At 71.4% G+C, this 13,696-nt stretch carries 15 protein-coding genes; 9 read left to right on the top strand and 6 right to left on the bottom strand.

Annotated elements, in window-relative coordinates:
- Positions 1-39 precede the first annotated feature (39 nt).
- The 7 genes from ACWIHT_RS03575 to ACWIHT_RS03545 all read left to right on the top strand — a co-directional run bounded on the left by ACWIHT_RS03575 (position 40) and on the right by ACWIHT_RS03545 (position 7,098).
- On the top strand, positions 40-561 hold the full coding sequence (locus ACWIHT_RS03575) for an MSMEG_0572/Sll0783 family nitrogen starvation response protein (protein ID WP_403982106.1): 522 nt from the start codon (positions 40-42) through the stop codon (positions 559-561).
- Between the two features lie 10 nt (positions 562-571).
- Positions 572-1,654, top strand: coding sequence for an MSMEG_0568 family radical SAM protein (locus ACWIHT_RS03570; RefSeq protein WP_456163954.1), 1,083 nt, complete (start codon positions 572-574; stop codon positions 1,652-1,654).
- 5 nt (positions 1,655-1,659) lie between these two features.
- Positions 1,660-3,090 (top strand): MSMEG_0567/sll0787 family protein, encoded by a 1,431-nt coding sequence (locus ACWIHT_RS03565; protein ID WP_456163952.1) that lies wholly within the window; start codon positions 1,660-1,662, stop codon positions 3,088-3,090.
- Entirely contained in the window at positions 3,087-3,941 is an 855-nt protein-coding gene (locus tag ACWIHT_RS03560; RefSeq protein WP_456163950.1) for a carbon-nitrogen hydrolase family protein, read from the top strand. The genes ACWIHT_RS03565 and ACWIHT_RS03560 overlap by 4 nt, the downstream gene beginning before the upstream one ends.
- Complete coding sequence (locus ACWIHT_RS03555; RefSeq protein ID WP_456163948.1) at positions 3,938-4,774, top strand: carbon-nitrogen hydrolase family protein; 837 nt, start codon at positions 3,938-3,940, stop codon at positions 4,772-4,774. Before ACWIHT_RS03560 ends, ACWIHT_RS03555 begins: the two co-directional genes overlap by 4 nt.
- On the top strand, positions 4,771-5,856 hold the full coding sequence (locus ACWIHT_RS03550; protein ID WP_456163946.1) for an MSMEG_0565 family glycosyltransferase: 1,086 nt from the start codon (positions 4,771-4,773) through the stop codon (positions 5,854-5,856). The genes ACWIHT_RS03555 and ACWIHT_RS03550 overlap by 4 nt, the downstream gene beginning before the upstream one ends.
- Positions 5,857-5,922: 66 nt before the next feature.
- Positions 5,923-7,098, top strand: coding sequence for an acyl-CoA dehydrogenase family protein (locus ACWIHT_RS03545; protein WP_456163944.1), 1,176 nt, complete (start codon positions 5,923-5,925; stop codon positions 7,096-7,098).
- Positions 7,099-7,102: 4 nt separating this feature from the next.
- Here ACWIHT_RS03545 and ACWIHT_RS03540 read toward each other — a convergent pair whose 3' ends face one another.
- The gene (locus ACWIHT_RS03540; protein WP_456163942.1) at positions 7,103-7,624 is read right to left on the bottom strand and encodes an adenylate kinase; all 522 of its coding nucleotides are present in this window, start codon (positions 7,622-7,624) and stop codon (positions 7,103-7,105) included.
- A 56-nt stretch (positions 7,625-7,680) separates the two neighbouring features.
- On the opposite strand from ACWIHT_RS03540, the gene ACWIHT_RS03535 reads away from it, so the two are divergent.
- Complete coding sequence (locus ACWIHT_RS03535) at positions 7,681-8,616, top strand: ADP-ribosylglycohydrolase family protein (RefSeq protein ID WP_456163940.1); 936 nt, start codon at positions 7,681-7,683, stop codon at positions 8,614-8,616.
- A gap of 242 nt (positions 8,617-8,858) precedes the next feature.
- On the opposite strand, the gene ACWIHT_RS03530 is transcribed toward ACWIHT_RS03535, so the two are convergent.
- Together ACWIHT_RS03530 and ACWIHT_RS03525 are read right to left on the bottom strand one after the other, a co-directional pair.
- Positions 8,859-10,256: a condensation domain-containing protein gene (locus tag ACWIHT_RS03530; protein WP_456163938.1), complete on the bottom strand. Its 1,398-nt coding sequence runs from the start codon at positions 10,254-10,256 to the stop codon at positions 8,859-8,861.
- A 172-nt stretch (positions 10,257-10,428) separates the two neighbouring features.
- Positions 10,429-11,253 carry a class I SAM-dependent methyltransferase gene (locus ACWIHT_RS03525; protein WP_456163936.1) on the bottom strand — a complete coding sequence of 275 codons (825 nt, stop codon included), beginning with the start codon at positions 11,251-11,253 and terminating at the stop codon, positions 10,429-10,431.
- Between the two features lie 72 nt (positions 11,254-11,325).
- Here ACWIHT_RS03525 and ACWIHT_RS03520 point away from each other — a divergent pair, with 72 nt between their 5' ends.
- Positions 11,326-11,928, top strand: coding sequence for a TetR/AcrR family transcriptional regulator (locus ACWIHT_RS03520; RefSeq protein ID WP_456163934.1), 603 nt, complete (start codon positions 11,326-11,328; stop codon positions 11,926-11,928).
- 48 nt (positions 11,929-11,976) lie between these two features.
- On the opposite strand, the gene ACWIHT_RS03515 is transcribed toward ACWIHT_RS03520, so the two are convergent.
- From ACWIHT_RS03515 to ACWIHT_RS03505, 3 genes are all read right to left on the bottom strand, one after another.
- The gene (locus ACWIHT_RS03515; protein ID WP_456163932.1) at positions 11,977-12,471 is read right to left on the bottom strand and encodes a hypothetical protein; all 495 of its coding nucleotides are present in this window, start codon (positions 12,469-12,471) and stop codon (positions 11,977-11,979) included.
- A 42-nt stretch (positions 12,472-12,513) separates the two neighbouring features.
- Positions 12,514-12,723, bottom strand: a complete 210-nt coding sequence (locus tag ACWIHT_RS03510) for a hypothetical protein (RefSeq protein ID WP_456163930.1) — start codon at positions 12,721-12,723, stop codon at positions 12,514-12,516.
- 101 nt (positions 12,724-12,824) lie between these two features.
- Positions 12,825-13,523, bottom strand: coding sequence for a TetR/AcrR family transcriptional regulator (locus ACWIHT_RS03505; RefSeq protein WP_456163928.1), 699 nt, complete (start codon positions 13,521-13,523; stop codon positions 12,825-12,827).
- Between the last annotated feature and the right edge of the window lie 173 nt (positions 13,524-13,696).

The raw sequence follows: 13,696 nt of genomic DNA, 5'->3' as shown, positions 1-13,696 counted from the left end.
ACTTCCCCTCTCACGTCCGGCACGCACAAGGAGACAGCCATGTCCGAAACCGTCGAACTCAGCGAGATCGAGCAGCAGTCCCTCAACGAGATCCCCCACCCGTCCCTCCCGGACGGCACCAGCATCTACGGCGCCACCAAGGTGTTCCCCGACTACAAGGCCGAGGACGGCGAGACGTACTTCACGCTCGTCCACGGCATCGCCCACGAGTCGTCGGTCTCCTTCGTCGCCGTCCTCCAGGCGACCCGCGCCCTGCGCAAGGGCTTCGAGACGGCCATCTACTTCTACGGCCCCGGCTCCCTCAACTGCCTTGCCACGCGCGGCTTCCCGACCACCGGCAACTCGGCCTTCCCCGGCGAGCACAACATCAACAACCAGCTCAAGACGTTCATCTCCGAGGGCGGCAAGGTCTTCTGCTGCCGCTTCGGCCTCTCCCTGCACGGCGCCCGCGAGGAGGACCTCATCGAGGGCGTCATCCCGACCCACCCCCTCGACGTCCAGGACGCGCTGATCCACTACGCCCGCAAGGGCGCCATCATCAACTCCACCTACCAGCTGTAAGGGGCGGACCGTGAGCGTTGGCACCAACACAGCGGTGGACGTGCGGATCATGACCCGTGCCGAACTCGCACTCCACGGAGTCCGGTTGGAGGCTCCGGTACGGCGGCCGGACGGTGCGGGACCGAGCGACGACGGTCATGTCCTCGTCGACGGCGCCAACGCCGCGCTGCCCACCAACCCCGACAGCCCCTACTCCGTACGGGACGGCAGGGTGTGGCTCGGCGAGGACGACACCGGCCTGACGCTGTCCGCCGTGGACCGCCCGAAGTTCTACGACCTCACCACCGCCGACGGCATCCCCTACGAGCACATCGCCCGCCTGCACGGCGCCGATGTCCTCGCCACCACCGTCGTCCAGACCTGTATCCGCTACGCCGAGTCCGACCGCTGCCGCTTCTGCACCATCGAGGAGTCTCTGCGCGCCGGCGCGACGGTCGCCGCCAAGACACCGGCACAACTCGCCGAAGTCGCCGAGGCCGCCGTCCGGCTGGACGGCGTACGGCAGATGGTCATGACCACCGGCACGACGACCGGACCCGACCGGGGTGCCCGCGCTCTCGTACGATCCGTCCGCGCCGTCCTCGAAGCGGTACCCGGCCTTCCCATCCAGGTGCAGTGCGAACCGCCGGGCGACCTCGCCTGGATCCGCGCCCTGCACGACGCCGGGGCCACCGCGATCGGCATCCACGTCGAGTCCCTCGACGAGGACGTGCGGCGCCGCTGGATGCCCGGCAAGTCGAGCGTCCCGATGGCCGAGTACGAGGCCGCCTGGGATGAGGCGGTGCGCGTCTTCGGACCGAACCGCGTCTCCACCTACCTGCTCGTCGGCCTCGGCGAGGATCCCGACGAACTCATCGCGGGCGCACGGAGGTTGATCGACCGAGGGGTGTATCCCTTCGTCGTTCCCTTCCGTCCGATGCGCGGCACGCTCGCCGCCCGCGACGGAATCGAGGCGCCCGGTGCGGAACTCCTGCGGTACGTCACCGAGGGCGTCGCGGCCGGGCTGCGGGCAGCTGGGATGAGCGGCGCCGACCAGAAGGCGGGCTGCGCGGCCTGCGGCGCGTGCAGTGTGCTGCGCGCCGCGGGCGGGTGAACGCCATGTACCTCGACGGTTCCGCGGCACCGACCGTGACGGACGGGCCCATGGACATCCTGGCGCTGCTCGGCGACCGCAGCACACTCGCCCGCCGCCCCGCGTTCCACATCGAACAGGCGACTGACGCAACCGAGTTGACCGCCTACCGACGGCTGCGCACGGACACGTTCGTCCATGAGCAGGGGCTCTTCACCGGCGACGACCTCGACGACCGTGACGCCGACACCCGTACCGTCGTGCTGGTCGCCAGGGCCCCGGACGGGACGGTGCTCGGCGGGGTGCGTCTCGGCCCGGTCGACGACGGACCCGACCTGGGCTGGTGGCAGGGCGGCCGGCTGGTCGTCGCGCCGAAGGCGCGCGGTCCGCGCGGGATCGGCGCGGCGCTGGTCCGGGCGGCCTGCGCACGGGCGGAGGCGGAGGGTGTGCTGCGGTTCGACGCGACCGTGCAGGCCCGCAACGAGGTGCTGTTCCGGCGACTCGGCTGGCGGTCCGTACGGACCATGGAGGTCGCCCGCACCCCGCACGTCCTGATGCGGTGGCCCATCGGGCGAATCGCCGCCCAAGTGGCGGCGACGAAGGCCGCGTTGGGTCCCCTGCTCGCCGCGCTGCCCGCGCCGCCCGGCTTCGTCGGCGACGACGGCGCGCCCGTCCCCGGCACGGATGTGATCGCCGCCTGCGACGCGATCGTGCCGTCGATGGTGGAGCGGGACCCGGAGTGGGCGGGCTGGTGCGCGGTCCTGGTGAACGTCAACGACCTTGCAGCGATGGGTGCTTCACCGGTCGGCCTGCTGGACGCGGTGGGCGCGCGCGACGCCGCGCACGCCGCGCTGGTCCTCGCCGGACTGACCCGGGCGGCACAGGCGTACGGCGTCCCGGTGCTGGGCGGTCACACCCAACTCGGGGTCCCCGCCGCCCTGTCGGTGACTGCCCTCGGCCGCACCGACCGGCCGGTACCGGGTGGCGGCGGCCGGCCCGGACATGCCGTACGGCTCACGGCCGACCTCGGCGGCGGCTGGCGCACGGGCTACCGGGGCCGCCAGTGGGACTCGACCACCCGGCGTCGTACGGACGAACTCCGCACGATGACAAGGGCGGTGGCCGCCGCACGACCGGCCGCCGCGAAGGACGTGTCGATGGCCGGGATCGCCGGGACACTGGGGATGCTCGCCGAGGCGAGCGGGTGCGGGGCGGTGCTCGATGTGGCCGCCGTGCCCCGTCCGACGGACGCGTCCATGGGCGACTGGCTGACCTGCTTCCCCGGTTTCGCGATGCTCACGGCCGACGAGCCGGACGCCTCGCCGCTGCCCGCGGGGCCCGCGACGGGCGCCGTGTGCGGGGAGTTGACGGCCGGGCAGGGGGTCGGGCTGCGCTGGCCCGACGGAGAGATCACCGAGGCGGTCACCTCGACGGTGACCGGAATGGGGACGGCATGAGCACCCTGCGGATGGCGGCCGTGGCCGCCGAGTTCGGCCGCGACCTGGAGGAGGACTTCGCGATCGCCGAACGACTCATCAAGGAGGCCCGCGAACAGGGTGTGCGGCTTCTCGCGCTGCCGGAGGCGTGCCTGGGCGGCTATCTCCTCAGCCTGGACGACGACAGCGCACTGGACGAGGGCCCGCCCGCACTCGCCCTCGACGGCCCGGAGATCCGCCGACTCGCCACGCTCGCCGGGGAGTTGACGGTCGTCGCGGGCTACTGCGAGGCAGGAGCGGACGGACGGCAGTACAACAGCGTCGTCTGCGTCAGCGGCGACGGCGTCCTCGGCAACCACCGCAAGGTCCACCAACCACTGAGCGAGGACGCCAGCTACTCCTCCGGCGACCGCTTCCACGCCTTCGACACCCCGGTCGGCCGGATCGGCATGATGATCTGCTACGACAAGGCGTTCCCGGAGTCGGCACGGGCGCTGGCCCTGGACGGCGCCGAGATCGGGGTGTGCGTGTCGGCCTGGCCGGGGGCGCGGACGAACGCGAGCACGGACCTGGAGAAGGACCGCTGGAAGCGCCGTTTCGACCTGTTCGACCGGGCCCGCGCGCTGGAGAACCAGATCGTGTGGCTGTCCGCCAACCAGGCGGGTACCTTCGGGTCGCTACGCTTCGTCGGCAGTGCCAAGGTCGTCGACCCGGGCGGTGAGATCCTCGCCGACACGGGCGTGACCCCCGGCATCGCCGTCGCCGAACTCGACGTCGCCCAGGCCCTGGAGACCGCCCGCCGGTCGATGGGGCACCTGCGCGACCGGCGGCCCGAGACCTACGGCCCAGCCCCGGGAGCAGTCACCGTATGAGCACCGTCCGGATCGCGGCGGCAGCCGCCCACTTCGGCCGCGACCTGGAATTCGACCTGGCGCGCGTCGGCAAGCTCGTCGACGACGCCCGCGGCCACGGCGCCGGACTGCTGGTGCTGCCCGACGCCGCCCTCGGCGGCTACCTCTCCGACCTCCGCGACCCCGACCCCCAGGCGCTGCCCCCGGCACTCAAGCCGGACGACCCGCTGATCCTCCAAGTCGCCCGCCTGGCGGCCGAGATGGTGGTGTGCGTCGGCTACTGCGAGGACGGCGGGACCGAGCGCTACAACGCGGCCGTGTGCGTCAGCGGCGACGGGATCCTCGGCCGGCACCGCAAGGTCCACCTCCCGGCCGGCGAGGTCGCCGCCTACACGGCGGGCGACCGCTTCGACGCCTTCGACACCCCGGTCGGCCGCCTGGGCATGCTCATCGACTACGACAAGACCTTCCCGGAGTCGGCCCGTTCGCTGGCCCTGGACGGCGCCGAGATCCTCGCCTGTCTCTCCGCCTGGCCCACCAGCATCACCAACCGCGCCCCGCGCATGGCCCAGGACCGCCAGGCCCGGCTCTTCGACCTCTACGACCAGTCCCGCGCGGCCGAGAACCAGGTCGTCCTCGCCTCCTCGAACCTGACCGGCGCGATGGGCGGTATGCGCTTCCTCGGCCAGGCCAAGGTGGTCGGCCCCGGCGGCGACATCCTCGCCCGCACCTGGTCCAAGGCCGGGCTCGCCGTCGCCGAGATCGACGTGGCCGCCGAGACCGACCGGGCCCGCCGGGTCCTGCGCCACCTCGACGAACGCCGCCCCGACGCCTACCGGGAGTCCCGTACGTGAAGATCGCCCTGCTCAGCTACTCCACCAGGCCGCGCGGCGGAGTCGTCCACACCCTCGCCCTCGCGGAGGCCCTCGCGGCCCTCGGCGAGGACGTCACGGTGTGGACCCTGGGCCGGGGCGGCGACGCGGGCTTCTTCCGCCCCGTGCATCCCGCGGTACGGCTCCAGGTCGTGCCGTTCCCGGACGGCCCGCCCGAGGAGACCGTCGGCGCCCGCGTACTGCGCTCCATCGCCACCCTCCGCACCGCCTTCGACCCCACCCCGTACGACGTCGTCCACGCCCAGGACTGCATCAGCGCCAACGCGGCCGGCCGCTGCGTCCGCACGGTCCACCACCTTGACCACTTCACCACCCCCGAACTGGCCGCCTGCCACGAGCGCGCGATCGTCGAACCGTACGCGCACCTGTGTGTGTCGGAGGCGGTCGCGCGGGAGCTGGCGGAGGGCTGGGGCATCGAGGCGCGGGTCATTCCCAACGGGGTGGCCTACGACCGCTTCGCCACCACCGACCGGGCGGCACGGGCGAGTTGGCGCTCCCGTCTCGGCCCGTACGTCCTGACCGTGGGCGGCATCGAGCCCCGCAAGGGTTCGCTGGACCTCCTGGAGGCCTACGCCCTGCTGCGCGCCGCGCGTCCCGAGGTCCGGCTGGTGATCGCGGGCGGGGAGACGCTCTTCGACTACCGCGACTACCGGGCGGGCTGGGAGGCGCGGGCCGCCGAACTCGCTGTGGAACCGGTGGTGTTGGGGCAGGTCGCGGAGGACGAGTTGCCGTCTCTGGTCGGGGCGGCGGACGTGTTCGCGTTCCCGTCGCTCAAGGAGGGGTTCGGGCTCGCCGCGATGGAGGCGTTGGCGGCGGGCGTGCCGTTGGTCGTGCGGGATCTGCCGGTGCTGCGTGAGGTGTTCGGGCACGCGGCGCGTTTCGCCGCCTCGCCCGAGCAGCTGGCCACGGAACTCGGTCACGCGCTCGCGGTGGAGGACCCTGCGCGGCGATCGGCCGGGCGGGAGCTGGCCGCCCGGCACACCTGGGACACCGCGGCCCGTGCCCACCTCGACTTCTACCGGTCCCTCAACTCACCTGCCTGAGCACGGGCGTTCACACCTTGTGCGATCCGCGTCACGGTGAGGGCCCGTAGCGCTCGGAGGTCGCCCATGGCTCCGCTCCCGTCCGATGCCGGTCTCGTCGAACGTGTACGGGAGTTGCAACCCCTGCTCCGCGAACGCGCGTTGCGCACCGAGCAGGAGCGGCGGGTGTCGGCCGAGGTGGTGTCCGCGCTGACGGACGCCGGGCTGTACCGGATGAACGTCCCGCGGCGGTACGGCGGTTACCAGAGCCGGCTGGGCAGTCAGGTCGAGGTGCTGAGCGAGATCGCCGCCGGTTGCGGTTCGACCGGTTTCATGGCGCTGATCCAGGCGGGGTGTTCCTATATCGCCGCGCTGTTCCCGGACGAGGCGCAGGACGAGATCTTCACCGGCCCGGATGTGCGGGTCGGCGGCACGCTCATCCCGGACGCCGTCGCGGTGGCGACGGACGGCGGCTATGTCGTCAACGGCACCTCGGGCTTCGCCACCGGCTGTCAGAACGCCGACTGGCATCTGCTGACGGCCCGGGTCGAGAACGACGGCGGGCCGCCCGAGGTGCTGTGGACCGCCGTACCGATGGCGGAGCTGGAGATCCTCGACGACTGGTACGTGTCGGGGCTCGCGGGCAGCGGCAGCAACAGCGTCGTCGCACGGGACGTGTTCGTGCCCGCGCATCGCGTCCTGCCTGTCGGGCGGTTGCTGGGCGGCGGCTTCCCCTCCAAGGCCAACGCCGACGACCCCTTCTACCGGATGCCGGTCCTGATGCTGTTCTGCGCCTGGACGGCGCCGAACGCGCTGGGCCTGGCGCGAGCGGCCCTCGCGGAGTTCACCGAGCGCATCCACCGGCGGGGCATCACGTACACCTTCCACGAGCGGCAGTACGAGGCGGGCGTCACCCATCTCCAGCTCGCCGAGGCCGCGTTGAAGATCTCCTGCGCCGAACTGCTGACCGCCGAGTTCGTCGCCCGGATCGAGTCCGCGGCCGACAACGACGAACCGTACACACAGGCGGAACGCGCCAGGATCCGTGCGCAGAGCGGTTATACGACCCGGCTGTGCAAGGAGGCCGTGGACCTGATCGCGTCCGCGTCGGGCGCGTCCTCGCTGCGCCGGGACGTCCCCGTCCAGCGCGCGGTACGCGATCTGCACGCGCTCAGCCTGCACTCCTTCGTCAACCCCGCCACCAACCTGGAGCTGTACGGCCGGGTCCTCTCCGGTCTCGACGCGGGCACGCCCTTCCTCTGACGGTTCAGCCCAGGGACGCCAACCAGGCTGTGGTCTCCCGGGGTTGGGCGAACCGGAGCGTGCTGAGCGGTGCGAAGTGCGGATCGTTCATACGGCGCTCGATCTCGGCGCGTCTGCCCGCGTGCTGGGACCAGGCCCACCAGACCGGGTGCTCACGGCTCAACCAGCCCGCCCAGGTCTCCCGGTTGCCGCCGAAGACGCGCTCGCGGGTGACCGTGCGCCACAGGGAGCGGCGCAGGACGCGCGGCATGATCACACGTCTCCCGTAGTCCAGCCAGAGCACCGTGTCGGCCAACTCCCAGAGCAGGTCGCGGACTTCGGGCGAGCCGATCGAGTCGATGATCCAGCGGGGTTCGGCGGTGAGCCGTAGCACGTCGTCGGTCAGGTGCTCGTTGACGGCCCAGTCGGGGCCCGTGAAGTAGAGGGCGTCCATCTCGTGGTACGGCAGTTGCAGGCGATCGCTCGCCTCCCGGGCCAACGTCGACTTTCCCGCACCCGTCGCCCCGACCACCAGGATCCGCTCCATCCACGCACCCTAACTACGATGTGCGAAGTCCGCCGATCATTAACGGGAGCCCCACCATGAGCAGTCCGCAGCACGCCCACGCCTCCCTGGACGGGCTGGTGACGGGCGACGCCTTCGGGGACGGCTGGTTCACGCGGTCCGACGAGCCCGCCGAGGAGTTGTGGGCCGCGCGGGAGCTGCGGCCCGCGCCGTGGCTGTGGACGGACGACTCGGCGATGGCCTTCGTCCTGTTCGCGCATCTGGTGGCCCACGGGGAGGTTCAACCGGACGCGCTGGCAAGGGAGTTCGCCGCCGAGTACGAACGGGAACCGGGGCGCAAGTACGGCCCGTCCATGCACGGTGTGCTGCGCCGGATCGGCGAGGGCGAGGACTGGCGGGCGGTCACCACGGGGCAGTTCGGCGGCCAGGGGTCCTACGGCAACGGTGCCGCGATGCGGGTCGCCCCGCTGGGCGCCTGGTTCCGGGACGACCTGAAGACCGCCGCCGAGCAGGCCGGGCTGTCCGCGCTGGCCACCCACGCCCACCCGGAGGCCGTCGCGGGGGCGGTGGCCGTGGCGGTCGCCGCCGCGCTGGCCGCCGCGGGTGCGGATCAACAGGCCCTGCCGCGCGCCGAGTTCCTGCGGGAGGTCGCCTCGCACGTGCCGGACGGCGACGTCCGTGCCCGTCTGCTGGTGGCCGCGGGCTTCTCCGCGCGGACGTCGGTACGGCACGCGGCGTCCGTGCTGGGCTCGGGGACGCTGATCTCGGCTCCGGACACCGTGCCGTTCGCCCTGTGGTCGGCGGCGGGGCACCTGGACGACCTGCCGGAGGCGCTGTGGCAGACCGTCGCCGGGTGGGGCGACCGGGACACGACCTGCGCGATCGTGGGCGGTGTGGTCGCGGCCCGCAGCGGCACCGGCGACATCCCGGCCGCCTGGCGGAAGGCCCTGGAGGCCATCCCCGCTCGGAGCGGCTGGGACGCGTACGCGGCGACCCGCCCGGCCGACGTCTAGGGAGCGCGGCGGCCGTGGTCCACGCCGTTCTCGGTCTGATCGACGATGGTACGCAGGAATCCGCCGACGAGCGGACCGCCGACCACGACGGTCGCCCGGCACCTGCTGACCGCCGAACGCGGGGTGGACACCCTCTGGTCAGCGGGTTCGGCTTTCAGGAAGTGTGACATCACGGCAGGAGACAGGCATTCAACATGTGATGCGTAATTCCGGGCGGTAGCGCATCACCTGTTGTGTCCGGGCTAGAGGCGCGCGGGCAGTGCCCGCCGGGCCACCGAGCCGAGGCGTTCCCCCACCAGTTCCATGCACAGCCGCATGTTCTTGTCCGCGATGACGTTGTCCGGGATACGGCAGGCGAACTGAAGGCCCTCATGGACCCGGGTCACCCACGCGCACACCTGGTCGCCGTACGACACCCGGATCAGTCCGTACGCCTTCAGCTCCTGCCAGCGCTCCGAACCGGGCAGGGCGCGCGAGTCGACGTAGGAGACGATCGAGTAGAGGTCGGGGGACGTGGGCCGGAAGTCGGCGCCCAGCAGGCGCAGTACGCGGGCGATCGGCATGCGGGCCATCGGGCGGTTCTCGCGGAGGGTGGCGCGGACCATCCGCAGGGCGTCGTCGAAGTCCCTCGCGTCCTCGATGGGGATCTCGATCGGCGCGCCGCCCACGTACCAGCCGACGGAGTCGGCCCAGCGGGACTTGGCCCGGGTGTGGAAGGGCACGACGGTGCGGTACACGTCGAGGCCGCTGATCTCGCGGGCGGCGAGGGCGACGGCGGCCAGCACGCCGACGAGGCTTCCGCCGTACGGGCGGCAGTACGCCTCGAAGGCCGCCGCCTCCGTGTCGTCGGTGAGCATCTCCTGGAGGAACTTCTGTGTGGGCAGCGGTCCTTGGGGGTCGAGGCCGAGGTCGACGGGGAAGTTCGGCAGTTTGCCGTCGCAGCGGGCGATGAACTCGCGCCAGCGGGAGACGACGGTGTGCGTGTCGTCGATCTGGTCGGCGTCCGTGCGTTCGCCCGCGCAGAAGTCGATGTAGCTGGCGACGGGCGCCACTTCGACCGTCTTCCCGGCGAGCCCGGCCGCGTACAGTTCGTGCACCTCGCCCGCGATGCGATGGAGCGAGTAGGCGTCGACGTTGCTGTGGTCGAACGCCAGGTACACGCTCGTGCAGTCCTGGCGAACGACCGCGGCGAAAAGGAAGTTCGGCCAGGTGAGCGCGTCCGCCGCGACATCGAAACGGTCCTGCAGATACCGGGTCAGAGTCCCCGCGTCCGCGAACTCGCCGACGTCCTCGCGGTGCAGGGCCACCGCGTCGGCGTCCAGGGTGAAGCGGCGCATCTCGTCACCGGCCCACCGGAAACCGCTGCGCAGCGTCTCGTGCCGGAGCATCCAGGCCCGCAACGCGCCCTGGAGCACGTCGAGTTCGATCCGCCCCGGCATGTCGAAGGCGGTGCCGAGCCAGGTCGGCACGAACAGCCCGTCCTCGCGCACCGAACGCGCCGTACGGATATGGGACTCCTGCACATACGCCGGTGGCCGCACGTCGTCGGGAAGCACCCGCGCCGCTCCTACGGCCGTCGGGTGCAGCGTCCACTCGACGAGTCGTCCGGGACGGATCTCGCACCGCTGAAGGTCACTCATGCGCACAGGGCTCTCCGTTCGCCTGCCCACGGGAGGCCGCCGGGCACCACTGTCGATCCACGCCTCCATGCCGCTCGGGCACCGCTCACTGCATGCGGAGATCAACGAGCGGGCTGTTCGGAAAGCAACGCTCTGGAAGGCGCCGTTCCGAAAGGGAGCGGATCACAGCGCGTCAAAGGGGGGTGGTGGCGCGCACCGCGATGACCGCCAGGGTGGTGTACGGCATCGTGAAGCTGCCTCCCAGCGCGTCGATGGCTCGGCCCACCTCGCCCTGAATCTCGGCCAGTTGACCGGGGTCGAGGCGGGTGAGGCCGCCGGTCGTGGGGAGCAGTTCCAGCCACTGGTCGCGGGTGTACGAGTGCTCCCAGTCGAATCGCGACTGTTCCGGGGCGTGGAACCGGCCGGTCTCGCGGATCTTGTCGGCGATCGTCGCGTACCCCGCCTGGTACATCTCCAGCGGACGGCGGGCCGACCGGCCGTTGAACGGCGAGTCGGGCGCCACTCGTCGGTAGGCGGCCGCGAAGGACTCGGCGACCTCGGCAGGCGGCTCGTACACATGGCCGAAGATCGCCAATCGGCCGTCCGGGCGCAGCACTTGGGCCGCTTTCATGGCGCCGGCGGCGGGGTCGACCCAGTGCCAGGACTGGGCGGCGGTCACCACGTCGAACGTACGGCCGCCCGGTTCCCAGGCCTCGAAGGTCGCCACCTCGACCGGCAGGCCGCGGGACCGGGCGAAGTCGGCCATGCGGGCATCCGGTTCGATGCCGAGCACGGTGCAGCCTGCGGCCTGGAACTGGCGGGCGGCGATGCCGGTGCCGCAGCCCACGTCGAGCACGTCGCTCCCCGGGTTTCCGACGACTATCCGGGCCACCAGGTCATCGGGGTAGCCGGGGCGGGCCCGGTCGTAGCGTTGTGCGTCCGTGCCGAAGGACTCGGCCATCTGTCGGGCCTGATGGAGTGGGGCGGGCTCTGGCTGCTCCCGCGGTAAAGTGGGCATGCGTTCACCTTAGTGGGCAAGCGCCCACAAGCCAATGGGTGCCAGCGAACCTGCGCGGGAGAGGATCCACAAGTGCCGACCGGGGTGCACCTTCGTGATGCGCGGCAGCAGCTGTTCGACGCCGCCGAGCGCGTGCTGCTGCGGGACGGCCCGAACGGGCTGACCAGCCGGGCCGTCACCGATGAGGCAGGCTGCGCCAAAGGCGTCCTGCACCGGCACTTCACCGACTTCGACGCGTTCCTCGCCGAACTCGTCCTCGACCGGGCCGCGCGGCTGGAGACGCAGGCGCGGGCGCTGCGCGACTCGGCCGGAACCGGCAGCGTCGCCGACAACCTCACCGACGCGCTGACCACCTTGTTCGGACCGGTTCCGGTGGCGATCATTCCGCTCATCACCTTCCGGGACGAGTTGCGCGCACGGCTGCGGCAGGCCCGGCCCGGAGGCGGTATCGCCATCCTGGCCCAGGTGACGACGGCGGTCTCCGCCTATCTGGCCGACGAGCGGGAGAGGGGCCGTATCGCGGCCGACGCCGACATCGACTCGCTCACCCTCTCCCTGGTCGGGGGCGGGCACCTCCTGTTCGCCGACCGGGCCTCGGACCCGCCGACCTCATCGACGGTCGGCAAGCTGGTGACCTCGGTGCTCGCCGACGTCGTACAGCGGCGGCCACGCTGAACTCGCCTCGCGGTGCTGCGTGTTGGCGCGGTCCGACCGACGGGTGCGTCAGCGGAAGCCGACCTCGGTGAAGGCGCAGCCACCCCGCTCTGCGTACGGCAGTGCCTGCCGCGAGGCGAGCGTCGGTGCTTTCCGGACGTACTGGCGGTAGCCGGACGCGCGGAACCTCAGGTCGAAGGCGTGGCCCTCGATGTGCCACAGCGGCAGGTCCTCCCGGCCGTCGTCCGGCACGAGTCGGTGCACGCCGTCGATCTCCAGGTCCGGGGTCGTGCCCTTGAAGTCGAGGTCTCCTTCGAGGTCCCAGACGTCGTCGAAGACGAGCGTCGCCGGGGCGATCCAGAAGGAGAAATGTGTCGCCGGCGGGACCGGGTGGACCCAGCGGACGATGTAGTCGAGGTCCAGGAGCAGGCGCGGGAGGACGTCGTCGGTCGGCTGCACGGAGAGGCCGTGGACGGTGGCGTCGTGCCAGCCCATCTCCGGGAAGTCGGCGTCGCTCCACTCGCTCTTGGAAAGGCCCGATTCCTGGTGGCCGCCGTGGTCCATGCCCGTATCCAACCATTCGGCCCGCCGAGCCCCGGGCACGGGTCAGGACGCGCTGCCCGCCTTGGAGAAGATGAACCCCGCGTACTCGTGGTCCGCGATCGCCACGGCCATCTCGCGCAGGCGGGACCATCCGGCGCCGTTCGGGGAGGTGTACGTCAGGCGGGTCTCGCCGTTCTCCATCAGGTTCGTCCACTCCTCCTCCGCCGCGAGTTCCACCTCGACGACGTCATGGCCGTGATCGCGTGCGTGCACGAGAGTGCCGGTGACGAGATCCACGTCACGGCGACGGACGTGGATACGGAGGGGCGATGCTCCGAACGCAACGCATCGCACGTGGCCACCGACCGCCGGAGTCAGTCCGTGGCGGAGCGCGGCAGCGGCTCGGGGACGGCGGACTCTCTCTTGGCGAGGTACTCCGCCATGCGGTCCTCGATGTCGTCGAACCGGCTTCCGGGACCGCCCAGGCCGCGGAAGAGGGTGGTGCAGTAGGCGCTCGACAGGTACTGCGCGTCCCACGCGCCGTCGACCTTCACCCACTGGTACGTGTGGTTGTGCATGTTGAGGAACTGCAGAGTGGCCAGTCTGGGATCGAGGGTGCGGAACGAACCGTCGTCCATCGCGGCGACGAGCAGGTTCTGCACGATCTCCTCGAACTCGCGCCGCTGGTCCAGCAGTCGGGCCCGGTTGGCTCCCCGCAGGTTCCGGTAGTCGTGCTCGTAGACCCAGACGTGGTCGAGTCGGGCGAGCGTGTTCTCCAGCAGTGTCTGCGAGAGCATGCGCAGCCGCAGCACCGGGTCGACGTCCTCCAGGGCGGCGATCCGGTGGGCGGAGGCCAGCAAGGGGCTCATCACCCGGTCCTGGATCTCGACGAGGAGATTCTCCTTGGAGCCCATGTAGTAGTAGAGCGCGCCCCTGCCAAGACCGGCGACGTCGCCCACCTCGGCGATGCCGGTGGCGGCGTAGCCCTTCTTCGCGAACAACGCGGCGGCCTTGTCGATGATCTCCTGACGCCTGATCTCGAAGTCCGGCCCGTGCCCTGGTGATCTTGGCATAGCTCCACATTTTAGGGCCCCCGGAGATCAGCACGGGGTCGGGGACCGCGCGGCAGGAGAAGGCGAGGCGGGTGCCGGGTAGTTCATCACGGGCCCGGCGGGGAAGCCCACGATGTGCTGGTACATCTGGTCCCACGGTGTGTCGCCCCGGTGGAACCGCCCGTCGACGCCGG

The sequence above is a fragment of the Streptomyces sp. NPDC002276 genome, assembly GCF_053891435.1.
This window is presented reverse-complemented; position numbering and strand designations above follow the sequence as displayed.

Bases quoted from the DNA above. Each gene is read 5' to 3' on its own strand.
- ACWIHT_RS03575 (WP_403982106.1), top strand. From the start codon at position 40: ATGTCCGAAACCGTCGAACTCAGCGAGATCGAGCAGCAGTCCCTCAAC.
- ACWIHT_RS03565 (WP_456163952.1), top strand. From the start codon at position 1,660: ATGTACCTCGACGGTTCCGCGGCACCGACCGTGACGGACGGGCCCATG.
- ACWIHT_RS03560 (WP_456163950.1), top strand. From the start codon at position 3,087: ATGAGCACCCTGCGGATGGCGGCCGTGGCCGCCGAGTTCGGCCGCGAC.
- ACWIHT_RS03555 (WP_456163948.1), top strand. From the start codon at position 3,938: ATGAGCACCGTCCGGATCGCGGCGGCAGCCGCCCACTTCGGCCGCGAC.
- ACWIHT_RS03545 (WP_456163944.1), top strand. From the start codon at position 5,923: ATGGCTCCGCTCCCGTCCGATGCCGGTCTCGTCGAACGTGTACGGGAG.
- ACWIHT_RS03540 (WP_456163942.1), bottom strand. From the start codon at position 7,624: ATGGAGCGGATCCTGGTGGTCGGGGCGACGGGTGCGGGAAAGTCGACG.
- ACWIHT_RS03535 (WP_456163940.1), top strand. From the start codon at position 7,681: ATGAGCAGTCCGCAGCACGCCCACGCCTCCCTGGACGGGCTGGTGACG.
- ACWIHT_RS03530 (WP_456163938.1), bottom strand. From the start codon at position 10,256: ATGAGTGACCTTCAGCGGTGCGAGATCCGTCCCGGACGACTCGTCGAG.
- ACWIHT_RS03525 (WP_456163936.1), bottom strand. From the start codon at position 11,253: ATGCCCACTTTACCGCGGGAGCAGCCAGAGCCCGCCCCACTCCATCAG.
- ACWIHT_RS03515 (WP_456163932.1), bottom strand. From the start codon at position 12,471: ATGGACCACGGCGGCCACCAGGAATCGGGCCTTTCCAAGAGCGAGTGG.
- ACWIHT_RS03505 (WP_456163928.1), bottom strand. From the start codon at position 13,523: ATGCCAAGATCACCAGGGCACGGGCCGGACTTCGAGATCAGGCGTCAG.